Source organism: Idiomarina baltica OS145 (assembly GCF_000152885.1).
In the GTDB taxonomy this organism is placed as follows: Bacteria; Pseudomonadota; Gammaproteobacteria; order Enterobacterales; family Alteromonadaceae; genus Idiomarina; species Idiomarina baltica.
In genome coordinates this window covers 296,470-313,712 of sequence record NZ_CH672405.1, presented here as the reverse complement: position 1 = coordinate 313,712, position 17,243 = coordinate 296,470, and the positions used below count along the sequence as shown (strand labels likewise).

Annotated in this window: 12 protein-coding genes; 9 read left to right on the top strand and 3 right to left on the bottom strand. The window is 46.4% G+C overall.

What is annotated here, in order from left to right; all coding sequences use genetic code 11:
- Positions 1–4 precede the first annotated feature (4 nt).
- Together OS145_RS07335 and OS145_RS13725 are read left to right on the top strand one after the other, a co-directional pair.
- The gene (locus OS145_RS07335) at positions 5–6,304 is read left to right on the top strand and encodes a DEAD/DEAH box helicase (RefSeq protein WP_006955671.1); all 6,300 of its coding nucleotides are present in this window, start codon (positions 5–7) and stop codon (positions 6,302–6,304) included.
- A gap of 85 nt (positions 6,305–6,389) precedes the next feature.
- A complete protein-coding gene (locus OS145_RS13725) occupies positions 6,390–6,719 on the top strand; it encodes a LysR substrate-binding domain-containing protein (protein ID WP_083773250.1) in 330 nt (109 codons plus the stop codon).
- A 22-nt stretch (positions 6,720–6,741) separates the two neighbouring features.
- Here OS145_RS13725 and OS145_RS07330 read toward each other — a convergent pair whose 3' ends face one another.
- Entirely contained in the window at positions 6,742–7,212 is a 471-nt protein-coding gene (locus tag OS145_RS07330; protein ID WP_006955667.1) for a hypothetical protein, read from the bottom strand.
- Between the two features lie 270 nt (positions 7,213–7,482).
- Between OS145_RS07330 and OS145_RS07325 the strand changes: the two genes are divergently transcribed.
- The 6 genes from OS145_RS07325 to OS145_RS07300 all read left to right on the top strand — a co-directional run bounded on the left by OS145_RS07325 (position 7,483) and on the right by OS145_RS07300 (position 11,264).
- A complete protein-coding gene (locus OS145_RS07325) occupies positions 7,483–7,806 on the top strand; it encodes a hypothetical protein (protein ID WP_006955665.1) in 324 nt (107 codons plus the stop codon).
- A 49-nt stretch (positions 7,807–7,855) separates the two neighbouring features.
- A complete protein-coding gene (locus tag OS145_RS07320) occupies positions 7,856–8,194 on the top strand; it encodes a tRNA-binding protein (protein ID WP_006955663.1) in 339 nt (112 codons plus the stop codon).
- Between the two features lie 29 nt (positions 8,195–8,223).
- Positions 8,224–8,589 (top strand): cupin domain-containing protein, encoded by a 366-nt coding sequence (locus tag OS145_RS07315; protein WP_006955661.1) that lies wholly within the window; start codon positions 8,224–8,226, stop codon positions 8,587–8,589.
- A 135-nt stretch (positions 8,590–8,724) separates the two neighbouring features.
- A complete protein-coding gene (locus OS145_RS07310; protein ID WP_006955659.1) occupies positions 8,725–9,591 on the top strand; it encodes an AraC family transcriptional regulator in 867 nt (288 codons plus the stop codon).
- Between the two features lie 11 nt (positions 9,592–9,602).
- Positions 9,603–10,142: a DUF924 family protein gene (locus tag OS145_RS07305; RefSeq protein ID WP_006955657.1), complete on the top strand. Its 540-nt coding sequence runs from the start codon at positions 9,603–9,605 to the stop codon at positions 10,140–10,142.
- Between the two features lie 102 nt (positions 10,143–10,244).
- Positions 10,245–11,264 (top strand): zinc-dependent alcohol dehydrogenase family protein, encoded by a 1,020-nt coding sequence (locus tag OS145_RS07300; RefSeq protein WP_006955655.1) that lies wholly within the window; start codon positions 10,245–10,247, stop codon positions 11,262–11,264.
- A gap of 69 nt (positions 11,265–11,333) precedes the next feature.
- Here the strand turns inward: OS145_RS07300 and OS145_RS07295 are convergent, their stop codons facing one another.
- A complete protein-coding gene (locus OS145_RS07295; protein WP_006955653.1) occupies positions 11,334–13,463 on the bottom strand; it encodes a TonB-dependent siderophore receptor in 2,130 nt (709 codons plus the stop codon).
- Between the two features lie 223 nt (positions 13,464–13,686).
- Here OS145_RS07295 and OS145_RS07290 point away from each other — a divergent pair, with 223 nt between their 5' ends.
- Positions 13,687–15,843, top strand: coding sequence for a TonB-dependent siderophore receptor (locus OS145_RS07290; RefSeq protein ID WP_006955651.1), 2,157 nt, complete (start codon positions 13,687–13,689; stop codon positions 15,841–15,843).
- Here OS145_RS07290 and OS145_RS07285 read toward each other — a convergent pair whose 3' ends face one another.
- The gene (locus OS145_RS07285; RefSeq protein WP_006955649.1) at positions 15,844–17,115 is read right to left on the bottom strand and encodes a DEAD/DEAH box helicase; all 1,272 of its coding nucleotides are present in this window, start codon (positions 17,113–17,115) and stop codon (positions 15,844–15,846) included.
- Positions 17,116–17,243 lie beyond the last annotated feature (128 nt).

The following is a 17,243-nucleotide window of genomic DNA, read 5'->3' as shown; positions in this document are numbered from 1 at the left end:
AATCATGAATTTTTTCCAGGCATTAATTGAACAATCTCAAAATCGGATTAAAGAAGCGACGTTGGGCGTATTAGGTATACGTAATGAAGGCCTTCGCCGGCATATTGAAAAGCAATTTAGCGATTGTTTAGGTGCAGAAGGTAGTTTTTTGGCCAATCCTGTATTTGAACATACATTTGGCTGGACGCCTGGAAAGAAGAGTTTTGCCGAATTGAGCCCCGAATTATTGCATCCGCAATTAATTAAAACGTTGCACGAAGCACCTAAATACGAGTTCGATAAATCAATCAAACCATATAAACACCAAGTTGAAGCTTGGCAGGTGTTAACCGATAAAAAACCGCGTTCAGCGGTAATTACTACGGGGACAGGCTCAGGTAAAACCGAATGCTTTATGGTACCCATTCTCGATGACTTGATTCGCGAACAAAAAGCAACACAGAGCGCATTAATTGGTGTTCGAGCACTGTTTCTTTATCCGTTAAATGCGCTGATTAACTCACAGCAAGAGCGACTCGATGCGTGGACACGCCAGTTTGAAGGCGATATTCGCTTTTGCTTATATAATGGTAAAACTGAGCACAAAGCCAGCAAATCTGAAGTGCGTAAACGCCAAGCGATATTGAAGAACCAAATACTATCGCGTGAATTACTACGAAAAGAGCCTGCTCCGATTCTAATGACTAACTCTACCATGCTTGAGTACATGCTGGTACGTCAAGTTGATAGTCCTATTTTGGAAATTTCAAAGCAGCAGCAGTCGCTACGCTGGATTGTATTGGACGAAGCTCACACCTATGTTGGTTCGCAAGCAGCGGAGCTATCACTGCTATTGAAGCGGGTGGTGAATGCGTTTGGGCGTCAGTCGAAAGATATTCGCTTTGTGGCGACGTCGGCAACTATTGCTGATGCTAATGCAGAGGAAAAGCTTCAGCATTATTTGGCCGACTTGGCCGGTGTTCCTATTGAGCAGGTTTCGGTCATTACGGGTCGTCGAATTACCCCTCAATTAAGCGGTGGGTGGCTAGAGCAGTCAACCCCGTATACACTTGATGACGTAAATGCAATTGACAGCGCTGAGGAGGTATCTGCGTCGCGTTTCAAAGCTCTATCGTCGAGCGCTATCGCGAGTAAATTACGTGCGACAATTCTTGATACTGACAAGCCTCAGCGACTAGATGACTTAGTGGCGAGTGTAGCGCCTTTATTGGAAGGAAAAACGTTGCAACAGCAACAAGTCGAAGTTCTGAGTTGGTTAGACGTGATGACAGGCACGAAGGGCGATAAGCAAGGCGATCCGTTTTTGAAGGTTCGAGCACACTTTTTTCAACGGATGCTGCATGGCTTATGGGCTTGCGTTGACCATAGCTGCAATGTCAAGCCAGCCGAGCTCAATAGTTTTCCGTTTGGAACCGTTTACGTAACAGAGCGCTCACATTGTGATTGTGGAGCGCCAGTTTTTGAAGTCGTATTTTGTAACGAGTGCAGTGAACCGCATTTATTAGCAGCAGATCAACGCGGAAAATTAACTCATCGAGTTTCTCGGGGTGTTGATGAGTTTTCATTGAACATTGAGCAAGATGATGGTGATGACACTCCTGCCGACGATGAAAAAGAAAGCATTTTACGCGGCGTAAGCTCCAATGTTGTGATTGGTGCTGTGACCTCTGAAAACGAACATTATTGTTTGCAAAGCCTTAATAGACAAACAAGCGAGTTCGCTGTTATTGACGATGAGTACATTTCTATAAAAATAGGGGTAGGCGAGATAGATAACTGTTCGGCTTGCGCTAGTGAGACGGATTCAAAAGGTGACTTTTATCGTGGCGCACATTTAGGTGCACCGTTTTACATAACCAATGCGGTGCCGACCGTTCTTGAGTTTTGCCCTGATGCGGACAAAAAAGATTCAAACAAGCGCAGCCCAGAAGAGCTGCCAGGCCGTGGTAGGAAGCTCATTACATTTACTGACAGTCGTCAAGGGACAGCACGAATGGCTGTGCGCATGCAGCATGAGGCTGAACGCTCGCGTATTCGTGGTCTAGTATTTCAATTACTTCAACAAAAGAACCTAGAGTTAATAGGTGGACAAAAAGCTGCTGAAGTGAACGAAAAAATTGAAGATCTTCGCATGGTTATTGCGTACGCAAAGCAATCAAAGCAGCATGACAAAGCAAGTAAAAAAGAGCAAGAGCTCGAGCGACTACTTAACGAACAGCAAGAGCCTCAGACGGTAAATGTTTTATATACCGATTTGGAGAATCGCTTTATAGAGCAGCATGACATTAAAAGTGCCATGTTAAAATACAATAGGTATGCAAACCCGCGATTATTTGGGGATGAAGGTGGACCACGTCGTCTTACTCAGTTGCTGATGATGCGTGAATTTTCTCGTCGTCCAAAAAAGCAAATCAGTACCGAAACCTTAGGGTTAGTTGCTGTTGGTTATGAGGGTCTTGAGCAGGTTCGCAGCTGCCCCCAATTCTGGGAAGAAACCTTTGCGCATAATGCAACCGGTAATTTGAGAGAGCGCTCCAAGCTTACGCTCGATGATTGGAAGAACTTTCTAAAAGTTGCATTGGATTTCTATGTGCGAGAAAACCGCATGATGCGTATGGACGATGACCTACAGAACTGGATGGGCAGCTTGTCGACGCAAAAGTTTCTGTTTTCGCCTAACGCTGATATTCAAGAAAACCCGCGTATAAGAAAATGGCCGCAGGTGCGAACAGCGAATAAAAACCGATTGGTGAAACTACTTGAATTGGCAACTGGCCTTTCAACCGCTCACGCTGAAGACAAGGACAAAATTAACTTATGGCTGATGCGGGCGTGGACGGATCTAACTCAGCATCAAATACTCAAGCAATCTGGCAGTAACGGGTTCCAGTTAGAATTATCATCGTTGAATTTTTCGTTGCCACGTAAGGCTTGGTTGTGTCCGAATACATATCGGCTAATTGACACCACGTTTAGAGGATTAACACCCTACCTACCGCGCAAGCTTACGGATGCTGATTACCGCTGTGAACTGGTTAAGATGCCCGATTTTACCGAGTTATCTTCTCTTGAGTCTGGTATTGCGCAAATTAGGGAAATACGCGAGAAGTTAAATAGTCATCCGACAGTGCGCGAATTGCGCAGTAAAGGGGTGTGGAATAATCTAAGTGATCGTATTGTCGAAGGGGGCTTTTACTATCGTACAGCTGAACATTCGGCTCAGCAGTCGACAAAAACATTGTCAAACTATGAAAATTTGTTCAAGTTAGGTGATGTCAACGTTTTAAACTGTTCAACAACCATGGAAATGGGCGTCGATATTGGTGGCATATCAGCTGTTGTGATGAATAATTTGCCGCCGCACCCAGCCAATTATTTGCAGCGAGCTGGTCGTGCTGGTCGACGCAAAGAGTCACGGGCAATCGCTTATACTTTGTGTAAGGCCGACCCGCATAACCAGCGTGCTTTTCTTAACCCAATGTGGCCTTTTGTGACAGCTATTCCAGCCCCAAAAGTGATTCTGAGTTCGCGTTCAATTGTTCAGCGCCACGTGAATGCGGTGCTGTTAGCCGCGTTCTTAAGAACGTTACCTGATGAGGGTGATCGTACGCGGTTATCGGCAGAGTCATTTTTTGGGGGCGAACCATCAGAATGCGAAACAATGTTGGCATGGATGGATTATTCACGCGACGAGTTTGCCGATGCCGTTAAGTCAGTGATTAATCAAACTAGCCTAGCAGGTGAGTCATTAAGTCAATTAATTCTAGCCGCGAAAGATAAATTAACTGATATTAAAACCGACTGGTTGGAGGAGCGTCAACGCATTCAAGCGTTGTATGATACCTCGACGGATGAGCCGTACAAGCGTGCACTTGCGTTTGAATTAAGTGCACATAACAGTCAGTTTTTATTGAAGGAATTGATTAGCAGCACGTTTTTACCTGGACATGGCTTCCCAACCAATGTGGTCGAACTAGATCATAAAAACATTGAAGACTTTAAAGAAAGCAAACGACAAAAAGAATTCAAAGAGCGCGAAGACAATGTATTTGTAAACAAAGAAAAACCTTCGCGCAGTCTCAACATTGCGTTACGTGAATATGCTCCTGGCGCAACGTTAGTTATTGATGGGCGTGCTTATCGTTCTGAGGGAATTGTGATAAAAGATTTCACAAATCCAGGCAATAATGATGACATTCATTTTGCGGTAGCTTGGCGTTGTGATAAGTGCGGTACAACAGGAGTTCGTGAAAATGCTTATGCCAATAGCCGCGATCTGTGCTGTTCGAATATGCAATGTCGCGCGTTAATTCCCGAGCGTGAAAAGGTGAGCACCCTGCGCCCCACAGGTTTTTTAACCGACTTCTGGAAGCCGACAAGCAACGATATTCTTACTCAGAAGTTTATTCCGGTGGCTGAACCTCGGGTGAGCCTAATAGGCGAACAAGTTACGCTGCCTAACAAAGACTGCGGCTTTGTGCGGTTTGGCCACAACGGGCAAATTTTCCATCACACCAAAGGAGAGTATGGCTACGGCTTTGCTGTATGTTTAGCATGTGGCCGCGCAGCCTCAATGACCGCGACAGATACAATTCCTAGTGAACTGGACGTGCTGAGAGACCACCGTCCATTAGGTGGGGCCGTTGCCGGTGATTTAAAGGAATCTTGCTCGGGAGGACATGTTAAATCGAATATTGCGCTGGGGTATCAAGTACGCACGGACGTGCTTGAAATATGCTTGCGTAATCCGCTGCAACAACAGTGGTTAACAACCAGTGATGAGCACCATATGGTGGCCGATACGTTGGCGGTTGCCATGCGCGAGGTGCTGGCTGAGCAATTAGGTATTTCGCCAAGTGAAATTGGCTTTTCTACGCGCGAAGAACTGGATTTAGAGAATGGTGCGCCCCGAATGGTAATTCAATTGTTTGATGAAGCAAGCGGTGGGGCTGGTTTCGTTATTACTGCCATAGATGACTTGGTCGGTCTATTACGCGCAACTCGCAAACAGCTTGAATGTCCGAGCCAGTGTGACACGGTCTGTTCTCATTGTTTAGCCGGCAATGATTCAAGTGTCGAGCGTTTTGAACTAGACCGTCGGGCTGCTATTGCTTGGCTTGACGAGAGTCAAATTCTTGAACACCTTGAGTTACCACAAGAGTTTACGCAAATTCCTGATGCGGCGTTTTGCTCATCTGGTGTTTTACGTGCGTTCCATATGTTGAAAAATCGCGCCAAACACACGAACGAATCCATTCGCGTCGTTTTACCAATGAATGGCGATACTGAGCGTTGGGATCTCAGTGCAGATGCGTTTCGTTCCTTTATTTTAAATCTAATTACCATCGATAAGGTTAGTGTAACTTTAGCTTTGAATAGCAGGCAGGTATTGGTTAATGATTTGAAACGCACTTTAAAAAACCTTGAGTATTTAGGTGTAGAAATAAGTTACGGAGAGACGGCTGGTCTGCTCAAAGACGTCACCCTAGGATTTCAATTAATAGCAGGCGACAAAACATTCAGCTTGTTAAGTAACTCGGAACGTACGACTGAAATTAACGACGATTGGTTAACCGATGAGCATGCAGTTTGGGTTAGTTCAATCGAGTTCCCCAAATTACAGCTAACGCCTTGTAATACATCTGATTGGGGTAATTATGAAGGCGCTGTTACTACCAAAATCGTATATGTTAAGCAGGAGCTTGATGGTGCCTTATTGCAGTTGCCACTTCGCATGGTTGGCTTACTTCAACGCGAGTTCCCGTTATTATTGGAGTTAATAAAAAACGATACACTGCTCTCAATAAGCTATTCCGATCGCTATTTGAAAAGCCCATGGGCAGTGATGATGCTTATGAGTTTTATTAAGTTGTTTAGTAGGTGTGAGCCGAAGTCAATTGATATTACAGCATTAAAATCTGAAGCGAACATAGAAGGTCGTTTAGTATTTCATGACTGGAGCTTCGATTATGAGCAGCGAGAATTTATGGAACAACTAATCAGCAGAGCTTGCCCTAGTGTAAATGGCACAACCATTACACTGAAAGATAATGCGCAGGAACTGCAACATTCTCGCAAGCTTGAATTGAAATGGACCTCCGGCCGAATCATTGAAGTGATATTTGATCAAGGTTTTGGTTATTGGAAAGCTTTCAGCAAAAGTTATGAAGCGCGTCAGTTCCCTTTCGAAGGTGACTCTATAATCCAAGTAGATACCTCTATGAAACTAAATGAACACTTAGAAATGCGACACTCGGGCAATTGGCCTACAATTATTACATTCAATGAGGTTCTATCGAGCTAGTAGACGGAGAAAGGATGCCTATTAGTATTGGCAGTATAAACACTAAAACGGCTTGTCGAATACTTGGATCGGCTCGTGGCGCTAAATTCGTAAGCATCGGGTAAACCGCGCGAGCGGCCAAGATAACTGTCGCTGGCGCTTTTATCGCTCTGGAAAAGAGATCCCGATAACGGTAAAAGGGCGCTTTTTTAGTGATGAGAATCGCGCTACGCGACAGGCTGCGCAAAAGGGGCTGGGTATTGGCTTTTTACCTCAGTACTCAGTGACTGATTTAATTATGAGTGGCGAACTCAAACAAATCTTAAGTGCTTATATGCCGCCGCCTACGCCGGTCAGTTTACTATTTGCGAGCCGTCAATATGCCAGTTCAGCGGTTAATGAAACGATTAATTTTCTGGAAAAAAAGTTGGGGTGATGTAGTTCGTGACATCGCTTGTTTATTTCTCTGCACTCGCCATTGCTTTAAACATTTCTGAGAACATCGATTGCCACTCAGCCAGTTGTTCTGAACTGAGAGAATCGAGATCTTTTTCGACTTGGTTGAGATCCATAAATGTTGAGCAACCACCTGTTAAATACAAGTTATCTTGAGTTTTATGGGCAAAAATCAGAAATCGGTTGCCAACCTGAGGAGCAGACCCGCCGCACGAGTTCGTCTCGATGTTAGTTTTGATGAAAACAGATGTAGGCATGCCGTTACCTTTCCAGATTTGTTCTACTTTTATTTTTGTCTTGTAAAATGAGGTATACCAGTCACCTGGTGTTTTTTCAGTTTTAAGCGCAACTCCCATGAAAATGGCATCATGTTCGTTAATGACATCGTTAATACTTTTTGCTGTGCTGACACACGAGCAGCCCATCGCAGTTAACGGTGAAAGAGCAATAACGAGTAAAATAATTTTTAGCATGTACGAGAGACCTTTTGGGTGCAGCTGCACTTACAGCATTGACTATAAAGTAACATAGTACTCAGGGTTGTCTCAGAAAACTTCACAAGGCAGGTGTTTTAAGCTGGGATGATTCCTGGCTTTTTTGGAAACCAATGATGAACAGGCTAACGAATAGAGCCATCGTAAATAAGATGGCTCTCGAGGAAGGAGTTATCGATTTTTAACTGGTCAAAGTATGCATAAACATATAGTTTGGAAGGCAGGTCATTAATGTAAAGGTTTATTATAATGGAGTATGAGCTCAAAAAAATCGACGTTAAACAAAGCGCAAAAGTACTTGCTGCTGTCGCATTGATAATCAATTTATTTATATCAGTATTTGGTTTTATTGCTCTCGTGTTCGGTGTTCAGACGACCGTTTCCTTTGATTACATTATTTCAATTTCCGTGCAAGGTTTAGTTTGGAAAATCGGCCTACTGTTGTTATCCCCGATACTGATGTTTATTCTCGCCTACCTGTCATTTGCAGTCGTGTTTTTGCTGTACAACTACGTTGTTAAATATACGGGTGGTTTAAAGCTACATTGGGTAAATGCAGACAATGATGCGTAATTAACGCTACTCATTAGTACGTAATTGGAAAAATCACTGAGGGCGACTTATGGAATCTATTAATTGGGCTGATTTTGAAAAAGTCGATATTCGTGTTGGTACGATTGTCGATGTTCAACCTTTTCCGGAGGCGCGTAGACCTGCTTATAAGTTACAGGTCGACTTCGGTGACAAAATTGGCATTAAAAAGTCGAGCGCGCAAATCACTGACTTATACGCACCGGATGAGCTACTCGGTAAGCAGGTGTTAGTGGTCGTCAACTTTCCACCAAAGCAAATCGGTCCGTTTATGTCGGAGTGTTTAGTGACCGGACTGCATCGAGCAGATGGCTCTGTCGTTCTGTCGACAGTGGATAGAGATGTACCCAATGGGACTCGGCTGGCATAGCCAATGAAGCACACTAATAAGGAAATCAAATGCCACACAACGCTATCAACTTTAAAGAAAAACTAGGTCTGTTTAACGAACAGTGGTCGCCTAAGGTCATTGCAGAGATGAACGACTATCAATTTAAAGTGGTCAAGCTGCAGGGCGACTTTGTTTGGCATGATCATAAAGATACTGATGAGACTTTTATTGTGCTTGCGGGTAAGCTGCGTATTGACTTTAGAGATGGTCATGTTGAGTTATCCGAGGGTGAAATGTACGTCGTACCCAAAGGCGTCGAGCACAAACCCTATGCTGAGCATGAAGCTCACGTGTTGCTAATTGAACCTCGTGGCGTGGTAAATACTGGCGACGAAGAGGATAGTAAAACGGCGGCGAATGATGTTTGGGTTTAGTTAATCACTTTATTTAGATGGCAACCTGCTATGGCAACAGCGTGTTAACCGAACGTTGTGAATTGAGCAATTTTAATCAAGCCTGACAACCTCAGTTGGGTTTTAATGATGACCTGCTGAGGGGGAATGTGCGGTATGACGAACTATCAACGTCGGTTTTTGGATGTGATCAACTACATAGAAACACACCTTGATACCGATCTTGACGTTAATGCGTTATGTCAGCACGCCTATTTGTCTAAATACCATTTTCATCGCCAGTGCTCGGCATTCTTGGGGATGTCTGTGATTAAGCTCGTGCGGCTACTGCGACTTAAACGGGCGGCTTATCAGCTCGCTTATAGAGAAAATGGCAGTATTTTGGATATCGCACTGGCGAACGGCTACGAGAGTCACGAGGCATTTTCGCGGGCGTTTAAAAAGTATTTTGACAAAAGCCCATCCGATTTTCGGGACACACCGCACTGGGCTCCTTGGCACGCTCAATACGACCCCATATTAACGCTAAGGAACAACATAATGAGTAACACCGATAACTTTAATGTCGATGTGGTTGAGGTTGATGAAATTGCAATTGCTGTGATGCCACATCGTGGCGCCCCGAATCGGTTGGGACAAACGATTCAAAAGTTTATTGAGTGGCGCAAGCTGAATCGACTTCCACCGAGTAAGAGTCGAACGTTCAACTTGGTGTATGATGACCCTAATACGACGGCGCCGGAAGACTACCGATTTGATCTGTGTTGCTCCGCAGAGCAGTCCGCTGAACCCAATGACTATGGTGTTGTCGATAGTGTTATTCCTGCAGGCAAATGTGCGCGAGTGAGACATACGGGTAGCGATGACGCGATAGGTATTGTGGTGAATTTTTTGTACACGCAATGGCTAGCGGATTCAGGTTATGAAATCAGAGATTTTCCGATTTACTTTGAACGGATAAGTTTTTTCCCTGACGTCCCAGAGAGTGAAATGATCACCGACGTGTATTTGCCCATTAAATGAGGAGCTTAACCATGAGCCCACAGACCGTCATCGACTTTTGGTTTTCGGAACTGACGCCTAAAGACTGGTTCACTAAAAGTGATACGTTGGACAATACTATCAAGCAACGCTTTGGCGATACGCTAAAAGCCGCAGCACAGGGAGAATGCTGGCGCTGGCGCGAGAGCGCAGAAGGGCGCCTCGCCGAGATTATTATGTTGGATCAGTTTTCACGTAATATTTTTCGTGATTCGGCGCGGGCATTTAGTCAAGATGCAATGGCGCTGGTTTTAGCCCAAGAGGCGGTCGCTCAAGAAGCTGATGATCTGTTAACTAATGATCAAAAAGCGTTTTTGTATATGCCCTATATGCACAGCGAATCTCCTCTAATTCACGAACAAGCCGTGGCGTTGTTTGACCAGCCAGGATTAGAAAACAACTACAAATTTGAGTTAAAACATAAAGAAATCATTGATAGGTTTGGCCGGTATCCGCATCGCAATGAGGTGCTCGGACGTTCTTCAACTGCTGAGGAGTTGGCGTTTCTTCAGCAGCCGGGTTCGAGCTTCTAAATCCGAACAACGTATTTGTCACTCGCTTGAGCGATTTTCGTGATCCAATACAGTTGATGAAAACTACAATGGAGAACGACTCCCAGTTAAAGGATCACGAACATGACAGACAAGATTAAGGCGCTAAAACTCAAAGACCCTTTTGGTTTAGATAATATCGAGGTTACTGAACTGGACGACCCAGGTCAGCCTGCGGCGGGAGAAATCCGTGTGCGGGTAAAAGCCAGTTCGTTGAATTTTCATGACTATGGTGTTGCCGCTGGTTTTATTCCAACCGAAGATGGGCGCATTCCGATGTCAGATGGTGCAGGTGTTGTCGAGGCCGTGGGCGAGGGTGTTGAAGAGTTTGCTGTGGGCGACCCTGTGGTTTCAACGTTCTTTCCCTACTGGCAAAGTGGTCCAGCGCCCGTGGGTGACTTTAAGCAGACGCCCGGGGATGGCATTGATGGGTATGCCCGTGAAGTGGTCGTGCGCCCTGCGCACTTCTTTACTCACCAACCTAAAGGCTATAGCCATGCTGAATCGGCAACACTGACAACAGCGGGTCTCACGGCTTGGCGCGCGTTGGTCGTCGACGGCGGCATCAAACCCGGCAACTCGGTGTTGGTACTGGGTAGTGGCGGTGTTTCGGTATTTGCGTGCCAGCTCGCGAAGAGCCTGGGTGCGACAGTGTTCGCGACGTCATCGTCGAATGATAAGCTCGAGAAATATAAAGCATTAGGTGCCGATCATCTTATTAACTACAAAGAAGACCCGGAGTGGGGTAAAACAGTTCGCAAGCTGACGGATGGACGCGGTGTTGACCACGTTATTGAGGTGGGCGGCCCCGGTACGTTACCGCAGTCTATCAATGCTGTCGCGATCGCCGGCCATATCGCGTTGATTGGCGTGTTAACCGGCAGTGCGGGTGAAGTACCAACGGCTAAGTTGATGGCAAAGCAAGCGCGTTTGCAGGGACTTATCGTGGGCAGTTGCGATGATCAAAAAGACTTTGTGCGCGCGCTCGAAGCCAATGGCGTGAAACCTGTTATCGATAAGACCTTTGGTCTCGAAGAACTGGCTGACGCATTCCGTTACGAAGAGTCGGGCAAGCACTTTGGCAAGATTTGTTTAGCGTTTTAATTATTTACTCACTCGTTGAAAGCCGTGCAGTGTGAATTCGCACTGCACGGTTTTAACTAAAACGATAACTTACCAAGCGTACTTCACCGACAGCTCAAAATTACGTTCCGCACCGAAGAAGCCTTGATTATAAAAATCGATGCTTGAGTAATATGTTTCGTCAAAGAGGTTATTGACGTTGAGGCTTAAGTCCCACTGAGGTGTCAGTTGGTAGCTTGCCATTGCATTAACCACGGTATAGCTGTCCTGGGTAAATGTCTCCCCATTAGGACCAATGCCGGGGTTTGAGATATCACTTTGCCAATTCGCGTTAACACCCACTTTTAACGCATCAGACGCTTGGAATAGTACGCTCGTTTTGACCATGTTTTCGGGCAAGAACGGGGCATAATCCGAGCCGTCACGATCAGTTGACTCATTGTGCGTGTAGCTTACAAAGATGTTTAGCGCGTCGTTGGGTTTACCGTTTAGTTCAAGCTCATAACCTTCGCTTTCTGCACCAGCAACACCTATTGATGGATAAATGTTGGTGCCCGGTAATGGTTCTGCGGCATCCGGGTCAGTAATGGCTAAGTTATCCTCTTTAACTTTGTAAACGGCAAAACTAGCGGTGAGTGCTTCGTTAAAGAAGTCGCCCTTTATACCGATTTCGCTGTTGGAGCCCTCGACGGGACCGACCAACTCAAAGTTTGCATCAATCGCGCTTTGAGGTTTGAAGATCTCTGTGTAACTCGCGTAAGTCGAGATAATATCCGATATATCGTAAACAATGCCGAAGTACGGGGTGTTCACACCCGAGTGCTTGAAGTCGCTTGGTGAGAAGGGGGACTCCACGGTTGTTTCGTAAGTCGTTAAGCGATTACCAATGATGGTGGTGAGTTCGTCAGTCAGGCTGAGTTGTGCAGCCGCGTAGACACCTTGCTGCTTATATGACTCGAAGGTGCTGTAATTCGGTGTTTGGTTAAAATCGACGGGTTCAACACCGTTGCCCCAGTCAAAGATGCTCGGAACCACAATAGGGTCATTCGTACCGTACGATACCGAATCGACGGTTTGCTTTGAATGCAGGGCACCTGCGGTCAGTTGGTGCTCACGTCCAAACAGCTCAAATGGCCCCGATGCTAAGAATCGCACGGATGTTTGCTCACGGTCGGCGACATAGTGGTTAGGCGAGGTGCCAAGCCCTGTGCCGGTTTCTTTGTCAGGAAAACCCGAGAAGTAGAGCAGGTAGCCATCCATTTTGCCTTCTCGACGCTCAACATCAAACTGAACATCCCAGCCGTTATCAAAGGCGTGTTCGACTTGTACGAACGCGTTTGTGCTTTCACGATCCCAACGGTTCCAAGGAGATGCTGTGGTGGTGCTGACTGGCAGATCGTCTGCTTGGGTGCCATCCGAATAAAATAAAGGTAGCGCGCCCCACATGCTGCCTTTCGGGTTGCGTTCACTGTAATCTGCACCGGCGGTTAAGCGTGTCTGAGTGGTTAGATCAGCGGTTACTACCGCATAAATTTGTGCGTTTTCTTTTTCTGATAGGTCAACGTAGCTGTCGCCTTCCTCGTAAGCCATTGCGACACGTGCTTTGACATTACCCGTCTCTGACAGGGTCTGCGAGTGATCGGCTTCAAAGCGGTAATTGCTCCATGAACCAATACCTAAGCTCGCGTAGCCGCCATCTTCGGCTTTTGGACGCTTACGAATCAGGTTGATGGCTGCGGAGGGTTCGCCTGCACCGGTCAGTAGACCCGTTGCGCCACGAACGATTTCAACGCGTTCGAAAATAACCGAATCCGCGAGCGCTTCACTAAAGAAACTGTTATAGGCGATAGGTACACCATCAAACTGGAAGTTAGTCACATCACGGCCACGCGAGCGGAAGAAAAAGCGGTCAGTCTCGGCCTGTTGTGCTTGTATGCCCGGTGCAAACTGCATGACATCGGCTACGGTGTCCAACGCAAAACCATCGATGAAGCTGCGATCGATGATTGAGATCGACTGTGGCGTTTGTCGCAATGTGAGTGGTAAACCGGTTGCAGTCGTTGCGCGATCAAGCGGGCTGCCCGTGATTTCAATGCGCTCAGACACATCGTTTGATGAATCTGATTGTTGGGTTTCAGTGTCTTGTTGCGCGAACGCGGTAGAGGAGAGAGTGATGCTCGCAACGGCTAATGCGATGCTGCTTTTAGTAAACATGTTCATTAGATATTTTGCCCTACTCGTTAAATAAGCAGTAAATAAGAATGATTATGTTTTTCATTTTAGTTGATAATCATTCTTATTTTCAATAGGCGAAGTGAAATATTTAATGGTTAATCAGCTTAGGTTACCTCTGCGAGATTCAGACATAAATTAAAACTTTAAACGCGAATCGTTTTCATTTATTATGCGTCGCACTTAAACGAGACTGATTTTGAGGGACTCCATGAAAATGCAAAAATCTTTGTTAGCTGTGTGCGTGATGAGTGCATTAACAAGCACCTATGCTTTAGCCGAAGAACCGCAACAGACTGAACAGGTGATTGAGCGTCTAAAGATCACCGGTGAAAAGCAGGAGGGCTATAAGTCTTCTTCAGCGGAAGGTGCGACTAAGCTCGGTTTGACGATAAAAGAAACACCGCAGTCGATTACGGTTATTACCCAGCAGCAAATCAAAGATTTTGGTCTGAATGACATCAACTCCGTATTGAACAGTGCTTCAGCGGTTAACGTTGAGAATGTTGAAACTGATCGTATTTACTACACCTCGCGTGGTTTTGAACTGAATAACTTTCAGATTGATGGTCTTGGCTTGCCGCTCGTGAACAGTAATACCCATGGACGAATCGATACGGCTTTATACGAGCGCGTCGAAGTGATTCATGGCGCGAACGGGATTATGACCGGTGTCGGTAGCCCCGCAGCCACCGTCAACATGGTGCGCAAGCGCCCAACCTCGGAAACACAAATCAGTGTCGAGGGTAGCCTGGGTTCTTGGAGTAGCAAACGTTTAGAAATCGACGCGTCTGGCAAGTTGTCGGATCGTGTGCGTGGTCGTGTGGTTGCGGCGGCGGACAATGGCGAGTCGTATCTTGACCGTTACGAAAATGACACCAAAGTGTTTTACGGTGTTTTTGACTTTGCCTTAACCGACGACACCATGCTGACCGTGGGCCACAGCGAGCATAAGAGCCATACCGATGGCAACATGTGGGGCGCATTGACGCTTTACTATGGTGATGGCACGCCGACGAATTATGATGAATCTACTAACGTTGCGGCGGATTGGTCGCAGTGGGAAGTAAGCGAGAGCCGCAGCTTTATTGATGTTGAAACGGCATTATCCGATAACTGGAACTTGCGTGCGGTTTATAACCGCGTTCGTACCGATGAAGATAGCCTTTTATTTTACACCTATCTCGGCGATGCTGAGCTCGGGTTGGATCCTGAAACGGGGCTTGGTCTCGTCGGTTATGGCAGTGAGTATGACCTAGACGACAAGCAAGATACCTTTGATGTTTACGCTAATGGTACTTTTGAGGCTTGGGGCCAATTACATGAGGTCGTTGTTGGCGCTAACTACTCGCGCTTAGATTATGTTGACGTATCTTTGTACGATTTCCATACAGGTAGTGGCTTCCCTGCGATGCCTTCGCTCGCCGATTGGGATGGTAATACGCCGTTCCCAGAGTTTACTGATGGACGCGATGGCAGTGTTATCGATAACACACAAAAAGCCGTTTACGCGCAGGCACGATTGGCGTTGACGAGCGACTTAAAAGTACTGCTCGGCGGTCGCTATAATGACTTTCAGACCGATGGTGTTGGCTATGGCGTCGACCAATCGCGTGATGACGCGCAGTTTATTCCGTATGTCGGGGTGACGTATGCAGTGAGTGACTCCATTACAACCTATGCCTCTTACACCGAAACGTTCCTCGCACAGTCTGAAGTGGATCGTAACTTCGAGCGTTTGGAGCCACTAACGGGTAAAAACTCAGAAATTGGTATTAAAGCCGACTTGTTTGGTGATAAAGCACTGCTGAGTGCCGCTTATTTCCATATAAAACAGGAAAATCTAGCGGTGGGTGATGGTGATGCTGAAAATCCTTCAACGGGTGTGCTTGAGCCGGTCTATCGTGCAGCTGAGGGGATTACCAGCGAGGGTGTAGAACTTGAGCTCGCCGGCGAACTATTTACGGGTCTGCAAGGTCAAGTGTCGGCAACTGTATTTGATGTCGATGGTGATCAGTTAGTTGAAGATTACACGGCTGAGAAGATGTTCAGAACCTCATTGACCTATCAATTCCAAAGCTTGCCAGACGTACGTGTTGGCGCAACCTATCAGTGGAAAGATGCAACATCGCGTGTGCAAGGTACTGTCGGTCCTGCCTATGACAATGCAGGTGAGACTATCGTGACGCACCAGCCGTCTTATGGCTTACTTGGGTTGATGGCAAGCTGGCAGGTGACGGATAAACTTGCTGTGCGCGTCAACGGTTATAACGTGACCGATGAGAAGTATTTAAATAGCTTGTACTGGGCGCAGGGTTTCTACGGCGCGCCGGCTAACTACTCGGCATCGGTCAGTTATCAGTTCTAATTAGCGTTGACTCGACTTGTTCGAGCCCTGGCGTCGGTGCTTAGCACGGCCAGGGCTTTTTTGTTTGTCACTCGGTGCACCACGAGATTTACGCGGCGGACGTTGCTCGCGCTTCGGTGGAGGTGTTTTGCCGGTCAGTTCGACTTCATCAAACCCGTCAAGCGTGCGACGCTCAATGGGCTGACCGATCAGTTTTTCGATGGCTTTGAGTGTTCTAAATTCTTCGTCCATCACCAAGGAAATGGCGTGACCGACTTGTCCCGCGCGGCCTGTTCGACCGATACGATGAACGTAATCCTCTGCCACTTGAGGCAAGTCGTAGTTAATGACATAGGGTAGCTTTTCGATATCTAAACCACGCGCGGCGATATCGGTTGCCACCAATACTTGCACCGCACCTGATTTAAAATCGCTTAATGCCTTGGTACGCGCGCCTTGGCTCTTGTTGCCGTGTATCGCGGCAGCTAAAAAGCCGTCTTTATCGAGTTGTTTAACCAGCCGGTTGGCGCCATGTTTGGTGCGCGAGAATACAATCACTTGTGGCAAGTTGAGATTGCGTAAGATCTGCATCAGCATACGCGGTTTATGCGTTTTCTCGGCAGCATATAGGGTTTGTTCAATCCGTTCAGCGGTGGCATTCGGCGCTGCGACCGAAATTTCTACGGGGTTGTTCACTAAGCTTTTGGCGAGTTTACGAATCTCATCCGAAAATGTTGCAGAGAACATCAAGTTTTGGCGCTTCGCAGGTAGCAACTTGATGATTTTCTTGATGTCATGGATGAAGCCCATATCGAGCATACGGTCGGCCTCATCTAATACCAACGTTTCGAGCTGTGGAAAGCGAATCGCATTTTGCTGATAAAGGTCGAGCAAACGTCCAGGTGTTGCGACGAGAATATCCACACCTTTGCGTAGCTTCATCATCTGCGGATTGATTTTTACACCACCAAAGACAACAGCGTAACTTAACGGTAAGTCTTTACCGTAGTTGGCTACACTTTCGCCGACCTGAGCAGCAAGTTCACGTGTTGGCGTAAGGATCAAAACGCGCGCGGTATTGGCTTTTGCACGCTCATTGCCTTTGAGCATTTCTAAAATCGGTAAGGTAAAGCCTGCAGTTTTGCCAGTGCCCGTTTGAGCCGCTGCCATCACATCGTTGCCGGCCATGACGGCTGGGATTGCTTGTGCTTGTATAGGAGTAGGTTCGGTGTAACCTTGGCGTGTAAGGGCATTAAGAATTTCAGGGCAAAGTCCGAGTTCAGAAAAAGTCATGTATAAATTGGCAACCTAAACGGAGGATAAGAAGTCAATATTCTACATCACTGAGACCAACAACGCATTGTATTTGATGCTTTAATAATGAATGGGTGAACAAAAACAAACAGACGGATACAGTAGTA